This is a genomic window from Streptomyces sp. NPDC047017 (assembly GCF_040644175.1).
Classification (GTDB): domain Bacteria; phylum Actinomycetota; class Actinomycetes; order Streptomycetales; family Streptomycetaceae; genus Streptomyces.
Genome location: NZ_JBEYVW010000004.1, coordinates 255732 through 272567, shown reverse-complemented (window position 1 = coordinate 272567; position 16836 = coordinate 255732). Strand labels below are relative to the sequence as shown.

Genomic DNA, 16836 nt, shown 5'->3' with positions numbered 1-16836 from the left:
CGCCCCCGGAACCGCCCGCCCTCCGACGCCCTCCACGAACCGCCCGCAGAACCGCCCCGCCTTGGTCTAGACCGCAGATGATCGACTGCTACCGTCACCCGCAACGCAACGGTCCGGCCGAGAGGAGACAGCGGTGGCAGACGAGGACGACAGGCGGCGGCAGGCGTTCATCGGGTCGTTCACGGCGGCGGGAGGCCCCGGCGTGGTCACCGCGGCCGTGGCCGACGACGGCGCGCTGACCTTGCTGAGCAGCGTGGACGGCGTCCTGGACCCGTCCTACCTCGCCCTGTCGTCCGACGGCGGCACGCTGTACGCGGTCAGCGAGACCGCCGAGGGCGCGGTGGCCGCGTACCGGGTGAAGGGCGGGACCGTCGAGCTGACCGGGCCGCCGGTCCGGGTGGACGGGAGCGGACCGACCCACCTGAGCCTGTTCGACGGGCACGTCCTCACCGCGAACTACGGCTCCGGCAGCGTCAGCGCCGTCCCCGTCCGTGCCGACGGCCGCCTCGGCCCCACCCCGTCCGGTGTGCTCCGGCACACCGGTTCCGGCCCGCACGACCGCCGCCAGCGCGGCCCGCACGCCCATCAGGTGCAGCCGGACCCCAGCGGCCGCTGGGCGGTCAGTGTCGACCTCGGCACGGACTCGGTACGCGTGTGCGCCCTGGACGACGGCCGGCCGGCCGTGCACCGGGAGATCGCGCTGCGCCCCGGCTCCGGCCCCCGCCACCTGGCCTTCCACCCCGACGGCCGGCACGCCTACGTCGTCAACGAACTCACCCCCACCGTCACCCTCTGCCGCTGGGAGGCCGCCACGGGCTCGCTCAAGCCGCTGGCCGAGACCCAGGTGCTCGCGGACGTCCCGGCCGGTGACGCCTACCCGTCGGGCATCGCGGTGTCGCCGGACGGCCGGTTCCTGTGGACCGCCACGCGCGGCGAGGACGTGCTGTCGGTGTTCGCCGTCGCGGCGGACGGGGAGCACCTGGAACTGCGCGGAACGGTCCCGTGCGGCGGCCACTGGCCACGGGCGCTCACCCTGTCCGGCGGCTTCCTGTACGTCGCCAACGAACGCTCCGGGGACATCACCTGGTTCTCCGTGCACCCCGGGACGGGCCTCCCGGCGCGCGCGGGCGCGGTCCGGGTGGCGGCGGCGTCCTGCGTGATCTTCGGCTGACACCGGGCGCGCGGGCGTACGGTACTCGGTCGCCCCGGTCGCCCCGGTCGCCCCGGTCGCCCCGGTCGCCCCGGTCGCCCCGGTCGCCCCGGTCGCCCGCGCGCCGGTACGGACGGCGAAGGGCCCGCCCCGCGGTGCGGAGCGGGCCCTTCGCGCTGTCCTACGGGCCTTGAAGCGGCCGTACGGGTCTTACGCCGCCGTACGTCTTACCCGCCGTACGTCTTACCGGGCGTACGCGGCTGCCGGGCGGGTCAGAGGACCGGCGCGCCCTGCGCCTGCTGCGGGGCGATGCCCAGCGCCGTCGTGTACTTGGCCAGGGCCAGCTTGCCGATCGCCGGGTACGGGCCGAGGGCCTGGGCGGCGGCGCACCCCGCCTCCTCGGCGGCCGCGCCGATCAGTTCGGCGTCGATCTCCGGGCCGATCAGGTACGGGGCCAGGGCCAGCTGCTGGGAACCCGAGGACCGCAACTGCTCGGCCACGCCCGCGATGGAACCCTCCTGGTCGAGGGCGGCGGCCATCACCGGCACGGCGAGCCGGGCGGCGAGCAGCATGCCGGTGATCCCGGCCGCCTGCACGGCCTCCTCACCGCCGACCGACGCGAGGATGATGCCGTCCGCGGCCGTCGCCACGGTGAACAGCCGGGCACGGTCGGCGCGGGCGAGACCCGCCTCCGACAGCCGTACGTGCAGCGCCTCGGCGAGCAGCGGGTGCGGGCCGAGCGCGTCGGTCAGCTCGGCGGCGACCCGGCTGTCCATGACGGCCTGGCGGACCCGGCGCAGCAGCGCGTTGTCCGGACCGGCCAGCAGCGGCACGACGACCGCCACCGGGCCCTCGGGCTCCTTGGTGCCCGCGCCGATGGCGAGGGACTGCTCGTAACGGGCGGTCCGCACGTCGGCCGCGCGCGCGAGCACGGACGGCAGGGTCGGGAACTCCGCCTCGTCCCCGTCGAGGTACCCGATCAGCGCGTCGAGGCCGGGCAGCTCGGAGCGGGCGATGCTCACGACCTCCTCGGCGAGGGCGCGCGTGGCGGCACCGGGCGTGCCCGGCACCGCGAGGACGAGCGCGGGCGCGCCCTCGGGAGCCGCCAGCGGCTCGGGTCGGCGGTGCCGTCCGGGCTGGCGGGGGCGCGGCATTCGTACTGGCAGGCCGGACGCGGGCCCAGTGGGGGAACTCATGGCGCCGCATGTTACTGGCTTTCGGGGTCCCCCTGTTCGGGGAGGGTGCGGGTGAGCGGTTTCCGTCCGGTTTTGTCTGATCGGTTACGGAGCGTTCGGAAATGATCGATGTGCGCAATCGGATCGGATGCGACAACTCGCCCGCGCGATGAGCGTACTTGTCCGGTCGATGTCCGAAGCATCGGGATGCGGGACGATCAATCCCCTTGTGCCGGTGGGACGTAGAGCATCCGCCCGTCGGCCGGCAGCGTGAGCGCGCCCCGGGCCAGGGCGGTCGCCAGGCGTACCGCGCCGTGCAGCGGATCGCCCTCGGCTGCCGTGCGGCGCGCGTGCGGCAGCCGTGCCGCCAGTTCCCCGGCCAGCGGTACGAGGAGGGGGTCGCCCATCTTGAAGAGGCCGCCGGTCAGGGCGATCAGCGGCGCTCCCTCGCGCGGGCAGACGGCGGCGGCCGATTCGGCCATGTGCCGGGCGGCGGTGCGCAGCGCGCCGGCCGCCACCGGATCGGCGGGGGCGCAGGCGGCCACCTGCGGTGCGAAGGAGGCCAGTACGGCCGCGCGGTCGGTGCGCGGGTAGAGCCTGCCGGGCAGGTGCGCGATCGGCCCGAACACCTCCTCGGCGCGGGCCAGCAGCGCGGCGGAGCCGCCGTCCCGCCCGTCGTGGGCGCGCAGCGCCGCGTCGAGTCCGGCCCGCCCGATCCAGGCGCCGCTGCCGCAGTCGCCCAGCAGATGGCCCCAGCCGTCCGCGCGCCGCCAGCCGGTCAGGTCGGTGCCGACCGCGATCAGACCGGTCCCGCCGGCGATCACCGCGCCGGACCGTTCTCCCAGCGCGCCGACATAGGCGGTGACCGCGTCGGCGGCGAGCGCGACCCTGCCGGTACCGAGTTCTCGGGCCAGCGCGCCGGGCAGTTCGGCGCGCAGGGCGTCGCCGAGGGTGGCGAACCCGGCCGCCCCGACGGCCACCGTCGCCAGCCGGTCCACTCCGGCCTCGGCGGCCGTCGCCCGCGCCATCGGCACGAGTTGTGCCATCAGGTGACCGGGGTCGATCCCGTCGGCGCCGGTGCGCACGGGCTCCCGGGACTCCCGCTGCGCCAGGGGTCCCTGCCCGGGTACGCCGACGACGACCCGGAGGCCGGAGCCGCCCGAGTCCACGGCGAGGAAGCCGGTCGCGTGACCCGCACCCATCAAGGTCCCCACCCACCTTCCCGAAAGTCCCGAGCTTCCCGAACGATGATCTCGACGACAGGGAAGAGTAGCGGCAGTGGCGTCCCGCGTGCCGGGATCTCCCCGACTGTGCGGGCACACGGCCCGGGCCAGTAGAGTGACGCGCCGTGGCACCACGACCCTTGCATGAACTCGTCGAAGCGGGCTGGGCGAAGGCTCTCGAACCCGCCGCCGAACGCATCGCGGCCATGGGGGACTTCCTCCGCGCCGAGATAGCGGCCGGCCGCACCTACCTGCCCGCCGGAGCGAACGTCCTGCGCGCCTTTCAGCAGCCGTTCGACGACGTGCGCGTGCTGATCGTCGGCCAGGACCCCTACCCGACGCCCGGGATGGCCATCGGGCTGAGCTTCGCGGTCGCGCCCGAGGTGCGGTCGCTGCCCGGCAGCCTGGAGAACATCTTCCGGGAGATGCACACCGATCTGGGGCTGCCCAGGCCGTCCAACGGCGACCTGACGCCCTGGACCCGGCAGGGCGTGCTGCTGCTCAACAGGGCCCTGACGACCGCCCCGCGCAAACCCGCCGCACACCGGGGCAAGGGCTGGGAAGAGGTCACCGAGCAGGCCATCCGGGCGCTGGTCGCGCGCGACAAGCCGCTGGTGTCCATCCTGTGGGGCCGGGACGCGCGCAATCTGCGGCCGCTGCTCGGGGATCTCCCGGCGATCGAGTCCGCCCACCCCTCGCCGATGTCCGCGGACCGGGGTTTCTTCGGCTCGCGCCCCTTCAGCCGGGCCAACGACCTCCTGCTGCGCCAGGGCGCGCAGCCGGTGGACTGGCAGCTCCCGTAGCCCGGGGCGGGCCGGTCCGCCGGCCCGCCACCGCCCCTCAGCGGATCACCACCGCGTCAACCGATCACCACGGCCTCAGCGGATCACCACCGCGTCAGTCGATCACCGCCGCGCGTACGCACAGCACGTCCGGCAGGTGCGAGGCCAGTGAGGACCAGCTGTCCCCGTCGTCCGCCGAGGCGTACACCTCGCCGTTGCGGTTGCCGAAGTACACGCCCGCCGGGTCCGCGTCGTCGGTGCACAGTGCGTCGCGCAGCACGGTGCCGTAGTGGTCCTCCTGCGGCAGGCCCGCCGCCAGCGGCTCCCAGCTCTTTCCGGCGTCCGCCGTGCGGAACACCCGGCACCGGTGGTCCGCCGGCACCCGGTCGGCGTCCGCGTTGATCGGGAAGACGTATGCCGTGTCGCCCTGACGCGGATGGGCGGCGACCGCGAAGCCGAACGTCGACGGCAGGCCCTCACCGATGTCCGTCCAGTGCGCCCCCGCGTCGTCGCTGCGGTACACGCCCCAGTGGTTCTGCAGATAGAGCCGGTCCAGGCGGGCCGGATCCTGGGCCACCTTGTGGACGCACTGACCGAACTCCGGATCGGGGTCGGGCAGGAACACCGCGGACACCCCGGAGTTGGACGGTCTCCAGCTCGCGCCGCCGTCGGTGGTGCGGAACACCCCGGCGGTGGACACCGCCACCGTGACGGCCCGCGGGTCGCGGCGGTCGGTCACCACCGTGTGCAGGCCCTCACCGCCGCCGCCCGGCACCCACCGGGACCGGGTGGGGTGCTCCCACAGCGGGCGGACCAGCGCGAAGCTCTCGCCGCGGTCCTCCGAGCGGTAGAGCGCGGCGGGCTCCGTGCCCGCGTACACCACGTCCGGCTCGGCGGCCGCGGGGTGCAGCTGCCAGACCCGCTCCAGCGAGGCCCCGGTGTCCCGCGGGAACCGCACCGCCGGCCGGGCCGGTTCCGTCCAGGTGCGGCCCAGGTCGTCGGAGTGGAACACGGAGGGGCCCCAGTGCGCGCTGTCGCCCCCGGCCAGCAGCCGCGGCACCGGGCCCCGGGTGTCGATCGCCACCGAGTAGACGGCCTGGGCGTTGAAGTGGGGCCTGTCGTCGAACTCCCACACGCCCCCGCGCCGCCGCCCGACGAACAGCCCTTTGCGGGTGCCCACGGCGAGCAGTACCTCGGGCATGCCGATCACCTCCGTGACCTCGCGCCCCGGACGCCTTCGTCCCGGACACCGGCCAGTCTGCACCCCGCCACTGACAGTCACCTCCGCGGCGGAGTCTTCGCAGGTCGCAACGGCACGTCCGGAACATCGCGGGGCTGTCGGGCCGCCGGACTGCTCCGCCTCTCACCCCACTCCCGCCAGCGCCCGCCCCAGGATCGCGTCCAGGTCCGCGGTGTCCGGCAGCGTCCCGAAGGAGTGCCCCCAGTCACCGCCCAGGCGGGTGGCGCAGAAGGCGTCGGCGACGGCGGGCGGAGCGTGCCGGACCAGCAGGGAACCCTGCAGGACCAGCGCCATCAGCTCCACCAGGCGGCGCGCGCCCACCGGGGACGCCGCGCCCAGGCCGTCCTTGAGCCGGGTCACGGCCGCGTCCAGCCGGGCGTCCGCACCCCGGGCGAGCCCGAGTTCCGCGAACAGCGCCTCGGCGGCACCGGGCTCACGTCCCAGCGCGCGCAGCACGTCCAGGGCGTTGACGTTCCCCGACCCCTCCCAGATCGACAGCAGCGGGGCCTCACGGTAGTGCCGGGGCATGCCGGAGTCCTCCACATAGCCGTTGCCGCCCAGGCACTCCAGGGCCTCCGCGGTGAAGGCCGGACCCCGCTTGGTGACCCAGTACTTGCCGACCGCGGTCGCGATCCGCCGGAACGCCGCCTGCTCCGCGGCCGCCGCGCCGCCGCGCACCGCCCGGTCGGCCGCCCCGGCCAGTCGCAGGGTGAGCGTGGTGGCGGCCTCGGACTCCAGCGCGAGATCGGCCAGCACATTGCGCATGAGCGGCTGGTCGGCGAGGAGCGCGCCGAAGGCCCGCCGGTGGCGCGCGTGGTGGCCCGCCTCCACGAGGGTCTTGCGCATGAGCGCCGCCGACATCATCACGCAGTCCAGCCGCGTGCAGTTGACCATCTCGATGATCGTCCTGACGCCCCGCCCCTCGGGCCCGACGAGCCAGGCGACCGTTCCCTCGAACTCGGGCTCGGAGGACGCGTTGGACCGGTTGCCCAGCTTGTCCTTGAGGCGCTGGATGCGGAAGGTGTTGCGGCTGCCGTCGGGCAGCACGCGCGGTACCAGGAAGCAGGACAGCCCGTCCGGCGCCTGGGCCAGCACCAGGAAGACATCGCACATGGGCGCCGACGTGAACCACTTGTGCCCGCGCAGCGTGTACACGCCGGGCTCGGCGGCCGGGGAGGCCGTCGTGGTGTTGGTCCGTACGTCCGAGCCGCCCTGCTTCTCGGTCATGCCCATGCCTGCCAGCAGACCCGGCTTCCCGGTCGGCACACGCAGGCCCGGCTCGTAGACCCGGCTGGTCAGCAGGGGTTCGTAGATCGCCGCGAGGTCGGGCTGGGCGCGCAGCGTGGGCACGGCGGCGTACGTCATCGACGCGGGACAGCCGTGCCCGGCGTCGGTGTGCCCCCACACCAGCCCGCTCGCGGTGCGGGCCACATGGGCACCGGGCCGGGGGTCCGCCCACGGCGCCCCGGCCATGCCCCCGGCGACGGCGGCGCCCAACAGGTGGTGCCAGCTCGGGTGGAAGTCGACCTCGTCGATCCGGTTGCCGTACCGGTCGTGGGTGCGCAGCTTCGGCTCGTGCCGGTTGGCCAGCTCGGCCCACTCCTGCGCCTGTTCGCTCCCGGCCCGCGCCCCGAACCGCCGCACCTCGTCCTCGGCCCAACCCGCGCCCTCGCGGCGCAGGCCCTCCAGCAGCGCCACGTCGTCGGAGGCGTCGTACGGGGCGAGGGGAGGGGCCTGGTTGGTGACGTCGTGCGTGGCGTGCGGCGGGGACGGCGCCGGGGTCCGCCGCGCCCCCGACGACTGACGGTCCTGCCGCTGGTGCGGCTCATGCGGCTCATGCGGCTCATGCGGCTCATGCGGCTCATGCGGCTCATGCGGCTCGTGCCGTTCATGCGCGAATGTGGAGGCCATGCCTCCAGTGTTGCACTTCCGCTGCGGCCGCAGCAATGATGCAACACTGGGGAAGTCCGTACAGTACGTGACCATGAACGCCGCCTCCCAGGAGATAGCCCCGGTCGAGCTGCGCCCGCTGTCCGCGCGGTCCGTCGTCCTGAGCCTGCTGCTGGGCACCCACCCGCCCGAGCTGCCCGTGAAGGACCTCCTGCGGGCCGTCGAACCCTTCGGTGTCGGCGCTTCCACGCTGCGCGCGGCGCTCAGCCGGATGGTGACCGCCGGCGACCTGCGCCGCTCCGACGGCGGTGTCTACGGCCTCAGCGACCGGCTGCTGGAGCGCCAGCGGCGCCAGGACGCGGCCGTGCACTCCGGCACCCGGCGCTGGGACGGCGACTGGGAGATGGCCGTGGTGACGGCCACTGGCCGCGGCCCCGCCGAACGCGCCGCACTCCGGGCCCGGCTGACCGCCCTCAGACTCGCCGAACTGCGCGAGGGCGTCTGGCTGCGCCCCGCCAACCTGGACCGCCCGTGGCCCGACGGCCTCGACGGCGTGGTACGCCGCTTCACCGCCCGGCCCGAGGAGCCCGCCCGTGAACTGGCCGCACGGCTGTGGCCGGTCGAGGCCTGGGCGGCGACGGCCCGGGTGCTGCTCGACCATGTGGCCCGCGGCGGCCGCCCGGCCGACCGCTTCACCGCCCTCGCCGCCGTCGTGCACCATCTGCTGGCCGACCCGGTCCTGCCCGCCGCCCTCCTGCCCGCCGACTGGCCGGGCCCGCGCCTGCGCGCCGCCTACACGGAGTACCAGCGGGAGCTGACCGAGGAGACCCTCGGCCGGACCGGGCGCTGACGGACGCGCCGGAACGCGGCCACGACGACACCGGCCCCCGCGCCGAGCACAGCGACCGCGACGACCGCGACGACAGCGGCGACCGCGGCCGGCACCGGCACTGCGACGACCGCGGGTGGCGCGGGGGCGGTCCCTGGCGTTCCCTGAGAGGGACGGGGTGACCGGCGCGCGGTCGCGGGCACCCGGTCGGCACGGAAGGGATCTCATTGCAGGCGAGGGAAGTCATGGCTGAGCAGAAGTCGTCGTCGCTCCTTACGGCTCCCCTGCACGGCGCCGTCTCGGTGCTGCGGAGGGTGCCCGGGGCCGGGACCGTCGGCAGGGCCGCACAGAGCACGCTGGACAAGGTCGGCGCCGTCTCGCCCCGTGGGCGGCGGTTCGCCGTCTACACGGGCGCCGGGGTGCTCGGCGTCGCCGGGGTGGTGGAATGGCCCGTCGCCCTCACCGGCGCGGCGGTGGCCTGGCTCACCCAGCCCCGGCCCGACCACCCGGACCACCCCGACCGGCCAGGCAAGACCGGACAGCTCACGGACGGCGGCCGACAGGCTCCCGCGCCGGACACCGGCGAGACGGGCGACGCCCAGGACGACACCTCCGCCCAGGACGGCACCCCGGCGCAGGACGACACTCCAGCCGCCCGGAACGCCGCCCGGGACACCGGCACCCCCGCCCGGAAACCCGCCCGCCGCTCCGCCGACCCGCCCGAGCCCGCCGAGGACCTCGGCACCGCGGCCCTCCGGTCCGCGCGGGACGCCGGCGCGGACGTCCCGCCCTACGCGGCGACGACCGGCGCCGAGGGCCCCGGCCCCGTACCCGATCCCGTACGCGGGAAGGAAGCCCGGCCGGCCAAGGCGGCGAAGCAGTCCAGGACCGCTGCCGCCGGACGCGGCCGGGGCAAGTCGCCCGCGCGGGCGGCCACCGACAACACCGGCACACCTCCCGCCGGCGCCCCGCCCATCGGCACACCGCCCAAGGGCCAGGCGGCCACCGGGCCCCTCGGTCCGACGGCGCGACCCGACCGCACCACTCTCTGAGAGGCCGTCATGGTGCTCGGTCTGCTGACAGCGCCCTCGGCCGCCGTGCGGCTGCTGCCCGCCGCGCCCCGGCTGCTCGCCCGGGCCGCCGCCCCGGCGGTCGGAGTGGCCGCCGGAGCGGCGGCGGGCACCGCGCGCGCCGGAGTGCGCGGCGCGGACGCCGCCGTGCGGGTCGTACGGGTGGCCCGCAACGCGCTGCCCGGCGCCGGAGGCCACTGGCGCTCCGGAAGCCGGGCCCACCTCGCCCTGCGCCCCGCCGACCCCGAGCGGGTCCGGCGCGCCGGTGGCACCGAACACCTGGCCCGCCGGGTGGCCGCCGCGCTCGCCGAGCACCCCGACGTCCTCCTCGCGTACTGGGACCAGGGGCTCGGCCGGCTGGTCGTCACCGCGACCGAGGACGAGCTGACCGACCAGGTCCTCGACCACGCGGGCGACCTCGCCGCCCGGCACGGGCTGGCCCTGGCGGGCGGCGACCCCGAGGAGACGGAGCACCCGGCCGACCCCGCCGGCGTACGGGCGGCGGCGGCCACGCTCGCCGCCGACGGAGCGGGCATCGCGGTCGGGCTCACCGCCGCCGCCCTGCGGCTGCCGCCCTCACCGCGCCTGGTGACCGCCGTCGTGACGCTGCTCCGGGAGAACCCGCGCTTCCGCGCCCGGCTGCGCGCCCAGCTGGGCAGCTCCCGGATGGACCTCCTGCTGGCCTGCGCGAACGCCGCCGCGCACGGCACCGGGCAGACCCCCACCGCGCTCGCCCTCGACGGCGTCCTGCGCGCCTGCCAGCTGGCCGAGACGGTGGCCCGCTCGGCCGCCTTCGACGCCGTGCACGACCGGCTGTGCTCGCCCGACCGCGTCAGCGTTCCCGCCGACCCCGCGCCACGCCCGCCGCTGCGCCTCTCCCCGGCCCAGGAGTACGCCAACCACGCCTCCGCCGGCAGCCTCGCCGGTGCCGCCGCGACCCTGCTGGTCAAGCACGACACGGCGGAGGCCGCGGAGGCGCTGCTCGCCGGTTCGCCCAAGGCCGCCCGCTACGGCCCCGCCGCCTTCCACTCCGTGTTCGCCACCCTGCTGGCCCGCACCGGCGTGCTGGTCCGCGACCCCGAACGGCTGCGGCAACTGGAGCTGGCCGGCACCGTCGTCCTGCACCCGAGCGCGCTGCGCACCGCGGACGGGGCGGCGGACCCGTGGGCGGAACCGGTGCTGGACGCGGCCCGCCGGGCCGGGCTGCGGGTCGTCGTGGTGGACGACCCGGCCCTGGAGGACCTCACCGGCCTCGCCGATCAGGTCGTGGACGCCCGGCGGCCCCTGGACGACGTGGTGTACGGGCTGCGCGGCGAGGAGGACGCGGGGGCGGTGCTCACCGTCGCCCGGATCGGCTCCGCCGACGACCACGACGTGCTGGCCGGGCTGCACGGCAGCGACATCGCCGTCGCGCTCACGGACGGCGACAGCGCGGTCCACTGGGGTGCGGACCTGCTGGCCCTGCACGGCCTGCCCGACGTGTGGCGGCTGCTGACCGCGGTCCCGGCCGCCCGCACCGTGGGCCGCCGGGCGCAGACCCTGGCCCGTTCCGGCGCCGCGCTGTCCGGCCTCCTCGTCGCCGTCGGCGAGTCGAAGGGCCGCCGCGGACGCTGGGCCGTCCTGCCCGGTCTGCGGCACGCGCCGGTCGACATCGGCGCCGCCGCCGCCCTGCTCTCCGGGGCCCGCGCCGCCGTCGGCGCGGCGGCGGCCCGCGCCCCCCACCCCCGCCCGCGGGTGCACTGGCACGAACTGGACCCCGAAGCGGCCGAGCGGCGGCTGGAGCGGGAACCGGTCACCGAGGCGACCCCGCTGGAACAGGCCACCGGCCGGCTCCGCGAAGCGGCCGGCGGCGCCGCCCGGCACTCCGCGCTCGCCCCGGCCCGCTGGACCTTCCAGCTCGGCCGGGCCGTACGCGGCGAACTGCACGACCCCCTCACCCCCGTCCTCGCCGTCGGCTCGGCCGCCTCCGCGATCCTCGGCTCCGTCCTGGACGCGCTGCTCGTCGTCGGCGCCCTCGACCTGAACGCCCTGGTCGGCGGCGTCCAGCGACTGCGCGCCGAGCGGGCGCTGTCCGGGCTGCTGGCCGAGCAGAAGCAGAAGGCCCGGCTCGCGCCGCCGAAGTCGCAGGCACCGGCCGGCGGCACCCGCACCGTCGAGGCCGGGCGGCTGCGGCCCGGCGACGTGATCGAACTCAAGGGCGACGACGTGGTGCCCGCCGACGCGCGTCTGCTCTGGGAGGAGGGCCTGGAGGTCGACGAGTCCGCGCTGACCGGGGAGTCCCTGCCGGTGCAGAAGCAGACCGACCCGACCCCGCACGCGGTCGTCGCCGACCGGCACTGCATGGTCTTCGAGGGCACCACCGTGGTGGCCGGGCAGGCCCGCGCGGTCGTCGTGGACACCGGCGACCGCACCGAGGCCGCCCGGGCCGTGCACCTGGCCGCCCGTACGCCGCCGTCCGCCGGCGTCCAGGCCCGGCTGCAGGAACTGACCCGCAAGGCGCTGCCGCTGACCCTCGCGGGCGGCGCGGCGGTGACCGGACTGGCCCTGCTGCGCGGCACCCCGATCCGCGATGCGGTCAGCGGCGGCGTGGCCGTCGCCGTGGCCGCGGTCCCCGAGGGCCTGCCGCTGGTGGCGACGGTGGCGCAGCTCGCGGCGGCCCGCCGGCTCAGCCGCTACGGCGTGCTCGTGCGCACCCCGCGCACACTGGAGGCGCTGGGCCGGATGGACACCGTCTGCTTCGACAAGACCGGCACCCTCACCGAGAACCGGCTGCGTCTGGTCCGGGTCTCCGACGCCGAGGGCACGGTCGGCCCGGTGGGCGACGCGGCCGGCGCCGCGACGCTGCGCGCGGCGGCGCGGGCCTGCCCCCGGACCAACGGCGGCTCCGACCGGCCGGTGCACGCCACCGACGAGGCCGTCCTCGACGCGGCCGCCCCCGACCCGGAGTGGACCCAGCTCGAAGCCCTCCCCTTCGAGGCCGCCCGCGGCTACGCGGCCGCCGTGGGCCGCGACGCCGACGGCACGCGCACGCTCGTGGTGAAGGGTGCCCCGGAGACCGTCCTGCCCGGCTGCTCCGAGCTGCCGGCCCACGCCTCCGCGGCGGCGCACGGGCTGGCCGGTGCCGGACTGCGCGTCCTGGCGGTCGCGAGCCGTCGCCCGGCCGAGCACGAGCAGAACCCGGACATCCTCGAACAGCCCCTGGAAGGACTGGAGTTCACCGGGCTGCTCGCGCTGTCCGACGTGGCCCGCGAGACCTCCATGGCCCTGGTGAGCGGCCTGTACGAGGAGGGCGTACGACCGGTCATGCTCACCGGCGACCATCCGCAGACCGCCCGCGCGATCGCCACCGAACTGGGCTGGCCGGCCGACACCACCGTGGTCACCGGGGACGAACTGGCCGCCGCCGACCGCACCGCGCGCGCCCGGATGCTGCGCGACGCGGGCGTGGTGGCGCGTGTGGCGCCGGAGCAGAAACTCCAGGTCGTCGAGGCGCTGCGGGACGCGGGCCGGGTGGTCGGCATGGTCGGGGACGGGGCCAACGACGCGGCCGCGATCCGCGCCGCCGACATCGGCGTGGGCATCAACGCCCGCGGTTCGGCCGCCGCGCGCAACGCCGCCGACATCGTGCTCACCGGCGACGACCTGACCGTCCTGATCGACGCGATCGGCGAGGGCCGCGCCCTGTGGCACAGCGTCGCCGACGCGATCGCCATCCTGATCGGCGGCAACGCGGGCGAGGTCGGCTTCGGCATCCTGGGCACCCTGCTGTCCGGGCGGGCGCCGCTGTCCACCCGGCAGATGCTGATGGTGAACCTTTTCACCGACCTCTTCCCGGCGATGGCGGTGGCGGTGACGCCCAACGAGGACGCCGCCGGGCGGGCGCGGGCCGGTTCCCCCGAGGACGCGGCCGGCGGGGTACTGGGGGAGCCGCTGGTCCGGCAGATCCGCCACCGGGCGCTGACCACCTGCCTGGGCGCGTCGACGGCCTGGCTGATCGGCCGCTTCACACCGGGCACCGCCCGCCGCTCGGGCACGATGGCGCTGTGCGGCGTGGTCGGCACCCAGCTCGCGCAGACCCTGCTGGACCGCCGTGACAGCCCGCTGGTCCGGTTCACCTCCGTCGGCTCCGCCGCCGCGCTCGTCGCCGTGGTGCAGACCCCGGGCGTCAGCCATGTGTTCGGCTGCACCCCGCTGGGCCCGGTCGCCTGGGCCGGTGTCGCCGCGGCCATCGCGCTCGCGCTGGCGGGCCAGCGGGCGCTGCCCCGCCTGGAGGAGACGGTCGTACGGCTGCTGCCGACGAGCGGTGCGCACAAGGGCGGGAGCGCGGCGGCGACGGCCGGCGCCGGATCGTGAGCGTGCCCGTCCGCACCGGACGGTGCGGACGGGCACGGCGGGGTCACGCTCGGGGGTCTCGCTCAGACGGACCGCGCTCAGACGGACCGGTGGTACTGGTCCGGCACGTGCACCGGGCCGCCCAGTTCACGCGCCGCGTGCCGGGCCCAGGACGGGTCGCGCAGCAGCTCGCGGCCGAGCAGGACGGCGTCCGCCTCGCCGTTGGCGACGATCTTCTCGGCCTGCTCGGCCTCGGTGATGAGCCCGACCGCCGCCACCGGCATCGGTGTCTCGGCCTTCACCCGGGCGGCGAAGGGCACCTGATAGCCGGGCCCGACCGGGATGCGCGCCGCGGGGACGTTGCCGCCGGTGGAGACGTCGAGCAGGTCGATGCCGTGGGCGTGCAGCTCGGCCGCCAGCCGCACCGTCTCGTCGGTCGTCCAGCCGCCCTCCTCCAGCCAGTCGGTGGCCGAGAGGCGGAAGAACACCGGCTTGTCCTGCGGCCACACCGCCCGCACCGCGTCCACCACCTCCAGCGCGAAGCGCACCCGGTTCTCGTACGAGCCGCCGTACGCGTCCGTGCGGTGGTTGGAGTGCGGGGAGAGGAACTCGTGGATCAGATAGCCGTGGGCGCCGTGGATCTCGACGATCTCGAACCCGGCGGCGAGGGCGCGGCGCGCCGCGTCCGCGAACTGCCGTACCACCTCGTGGATCTGGTCGGTGGTCAGCTCCGCGGGGACCGGGTGCCCGTCCGCGAAGGGCACCGGGCTCGGCGCCACCGGCTGCCAGCCGTGCTCGTCCGGTCCGATCGGCGCGCCGCCCTTCCAGGGGCGCTCGGTCGACGCCTTGCGGCCGCTGTGGGCCAGCTGGATCGCGGGCACGCTGCCCTGGCCCTTGAGGAAGCGGGTGATCCGGGTGAACGCCTCGACCTGCGTGTCGTTCCAGATGCCGAGGTCGTAGGGGGAGATCCGGCCCTCGGGGGAGACGGCGGTGGCCTCCACGACGATCAGGCCGGTGCCGCCGGCCGCCCGCGCCGCGTAGTGGGCGAAGTGCCAGTCGTGCGGAGCGCCGGCCGAGGGACCGTCGGGCGCGGCCGAGTACTGGCACATCGGGGCCATCCAGACCCGGTTCGGGATCGTCACTTCGCGCAGGGTGCAAGGCTGGAAGAGCGCGCTCACGGCGGACTCCATTCGTCACGGGACCGAGGGGCAGGCTTGTACGATAAACCTCGTATTACGGCGACTGTCAAACTACGATGGTTCTCGTAGGACCCGTAGAATGAGCTTCTCCTACGAAGTGGAGCCGCCCGTGACCGCTGCCCCCGCCCGCGCGTCCGTCCCCGCCGCCGGCGGCCGCGACCTCCCCCACCCCCGGCGGGAGGAGATCCGGCTGGAAGGCGTGCTGCACGCGCTCTCCGACCCGTTGCGGCTGGGGATCGTGCGCGAACTCGCCGGCATCGGCGCCGGGGAGCTGTCCTGTTCGCACTTCGAGCTGCCGGTCACCAAGTCGACCACCACGCACCACTTCCGGGTGCTGCGCGAGGCGGGCGTGCTGCGCCAGGTCTACCGGGGCACGGCCAAGATGAACGGCCTGCGCCGCGACGACCTCGACGACCTCTTCCCGGGCCTGCTCGACGCACTGCTGGACGCCGCCACCCGCCAGGCGGCCCGCCTCGGCGACGGCTGAGACACCGTCCCGACGGACGCGACACCCGTCCCGTTCCGTTCCGTCCCGTCGCCACGCCCGTCCCTCCCGTACGTCCTCCCGTCCTGCCCCCCGCGCCGGTCCGTCCCTACGCCCCCGCCGTGCGGGCCGCCGCCCGCAGCGACTCCCAGTCGGGCAGCTTGACCACGCTCCGCCCGAGCGCGGCGCCCAGCTCCGCCTCGGCCCGCTCGATGGCCAGCCAGCCCGCCCAGAGCACCGGCTCGACACCCTCGGCGCGCAGCGCCGCCAGGACGTCCCCGGGGACCGGCTCCCGTACGAGCGCGGGCGCGTCCGCCAGCAGTGAGGCCACCGTCTCCTTGGCGCACGGCCGGTTGGTGCCGATCACCCCCGTGGGTCCCCGCTTGATCCAGCCCGCCACGTACTCGCCGGACGCGACCTCGCCGTCCCGCAGCACGCGCCCCTCCCGGTGCGGCACGGTGCCGGTGGCGTCGTCGAACGGCAGCCCGTCCAGCGGCGTGCCCCGGTAGCCCACCGAGCGCAGCACCAGCCGCGCGGGCACGTCCTCGTACCGCCCCGTCCCGGTGACACCGCCCCGCCCGTCCGGCGCCGTCCGCTCGAAGCGCACCGCCGCCACCCGGCCGCCGGCCGCACCGAGCAGTTCGACGGGCCGCAGGAAGAAACGCAGCCGGATCCGCCGCGCCGCACCCTTCGGCGGCGCCTCCGCCCAGGCCCGCAGCACCTCCACATTGCGCCGCTGGGCGGCGGGCAGCGCCGCGGGGTCCGCGCAGGCCGGGTCCAGCGCCAGCTCCTCCGGATCGACGACGACCTCGGTGCCCGGCAGGGCGCCCAGCTCGCGCAGTTCCTTGGTGGTGAACCGGGCCTGCGAGGGACCGCGCCGGCCCACCATGTGGATCTCGGTGACCCGGCTCGCGGACAGCGCGGTGAGCGCGGCCGCCGGCAGGTCGGTCGGGCTCAGCTCGGTGGCGCCCCGGGCCAGCATCCGCGTCACGTCCACCGCCACGTTGCCCACGCCGACGACCACCGCGCTGTCGGCGTCCCGCAGGAAACCCGCGTCCACGGCGTCCGGGTGCGCGCTGTACCAGGACACGAACTCGGTCGCCGACCAGCTGCCCGTCAGATCCTCGCCGGGGATGCCGAGCCGGCGGTCGGTCGCCGCGCCCACGCAGTACACCACCGCGTGGTAAAGCTCCCGCAGCCGGGCGGCGGGCAGCCCGCCGGGACCGCCGACCCGCACACCGCCCAGGAACCGCACGCGCTCGTGCTCCAGGACCGAGCGCAGGTTGTTCTGCAGGGACTTGATCTTCTCGTGGTCCGGCGCCACCCCGTACCGCACCAGCCCGTACGGGCACGGCAGCCGGTCGATGACGTCGACACGCACCGAGGCGTCCCGTTCCACGAGGCCCTGAGCGGTGTAACACCCGCTCGGCCCCGAGCCGACGACGGCGACACGCAACACGGC

11 protein-coding genes and 1 pseudogene are annotated in these 16836 nt (G+C 76.0%); 6 read left to right on the top strand and 6 right to left on the bottom strand.

Translation table 11 applies throughout. The annotated features are described in order from the left end of the window. Window positions 1-133: 133 nt before the first annotated feature. A complete protein-coding gene (locus ABZ858_RS08835) occupies window positions 134-1171 on the top strand; it encodes a lactonase family protein (protein ID WP_361374147.1) in 1038 nt (345 codons plus the stop codon). Between the two features lie 251 nt (window positions 1172-1422). On the opposite strand, the gene ABZ858_RS08830 is transcribed toward ABZ858_RS08835, so the two are convergent. Then, on the bottom strand, window positions 1423-2346 hold the full coding sequence (locus ABZ858_RS08830; RefSeq protein WP_361374145.1) for a hypothetical protein: 924 nt from the start codon (window positions 2344-2346) through the stop codon (window positions 1423-1425). Window positions 2347-2543: 197 nt separating this feature from the next. Further along, window positions 2544-3527, bottom strand: coding sequence for a BadF/BadG/BcrA/BcrD ATPase family protein (locus tag ABZ858_RS08825; RefSeq protein ID WP_361374143.1), 984 nt, complete (start codon window positions 3525-3527; stop codon window positions 2544-2546). A 146-nt stretch (window positions 3528-3673) separates the two neighbouring features. Here ABZ858_RS08825 and ABZ858_RS08820 point away from each other — a divergent pair, with 146 nt between their 5' ends. Next, window positions 3674-4351 carry a uracil-DNA glycosylase gene (locus ABZ858_RS08820; protein WP_361374141.1) on the top strand — a complete coding sequence of 226 codons (678 nt, stop codon included), beginning with the start codon at window positions 3674-3676 and terminating at the stop codon, window positions 4349-4351. 94 nt (window positions 4352-4445) lie between these two features. Here ABZ858_RS08820 and ABZ858_RS08815 read toward each other — a convergent pair whose 3' ends face one another. After that, window positions 4446-5531, bottom strand: coding sequence for an exo-alpha-sialidase (locus tag ABZ858_RS08815; protein ID WP_361374139.1), 1086 nt, complete (start codon window positions 5529-5531; stop codon window positions 4446-4448). A gap of 162 nt (window positions 5532-5693) precedes the next feature. Beyond that, window positions 5694-7481: an acyl-CoA dehydrogenase family protein gene (locus ABZ858_RS08810; RefSeq protein WP_361374137.1), complete on the bottom strand. Its 1788-nt coding sequence runs from the start codon at window positions 7479-7481 to the stop codon at window positions 5694-5696. A gap of 73 nt (window positions 7482-7554) precedes the next feature. Here ABZ858_RS08810 and ABZ858_RS08805 point away from each other — a divergent pair, with 73 nt between their 5' ends. The 3 genes and pseudogenes from ABZ858_RS08805 (at window position 7555) to ABZ858_RS08795 (ending at window position 13712) form a co-directional block, all read left to right on the top strand. Further along, window positions 7555-8310 carry a PaaX family transcriptional regulator C-terminal domain-containing protein gene (locus ABZ858_RS08805; protein ID WP_361374135.1) on the top strand — a complete coding sequence of 252 codons (756 nt, stop codon included), beginning with the start codon at window positions 7555-7557 and terminating at the stop codon, window positions 8308-8310. A gap of 224 nt (window positions 8311-8534) precedes the next feature. Further along, window positions 8535-8789 (top strand): annotated as a pseudogene (locus ABZ858_RS08800) (hypothetical protein); the annotation flags it as partial. A gap of 561 nt (window positions 8790-9350) precedes the next feature. Next, complete coding sequence (locus ABZ858_RS08795) at window positions 9351-13712, top strand: cation-translocating P-type ATPase (protein ID WP_361374133.1); 4362 nt, start codon at window positions 9351-9353, stop codon at window positions 13710-13712. Between the two features lie 77 nt (window positions 13713-13789). On the opposite strand, the gene ABZ858_RS08790 is transcribed toward ABZ858_RS08795, so the two are convergent. Beyond that, window positions 13790-14869 (bottom strand): NADH:flavin oxidoreductase/NADH oxidase, encoded by a 1080-nt coding sequence (locus ABZ858_RS08790; protein WP_361374131.1) that lies wholly within the window; start codon window positions 14867-14869, stop codon window positions 13790-13792. A 100-nt stretch (window positions 14870-14969) separates the two neighbouring features. Here ABZ858_RS08790 and ABZ858_RS08785 point away from each other — a divergent pair, with 100 nt between their 5' ends. Next, window positions 14970-15377, top strand: a complete 408-nt coding sequence (locus ABZ858_RS08785) for a helix-turn-helix domain-containing protein (protein ID WP_361374129.1) — start codon at window positions 14970-14972, stop codon at window positions 15375-15377. A 106-nt stretch (window positions 15378-15483) separates the two neighbouring features. Here the strand turns inward: ABZ858_RS08785 and ABZ858_RS08780 are convergent, their stop codons facing one another. Continuing rightward, on the bottom strand, window positions 15484-16833 hold the full coding sequence (locus ABZ858_RS08780; RefSeq protein ID WP_361374127.1) for an FAD-dependent oxidoreductase: 1350 nt from the start codon (window positions 16831-16833) through the stop codon (window positions 15484-15486). Window positions 16834-16836 lie beyond the last annotated feature (3 nt).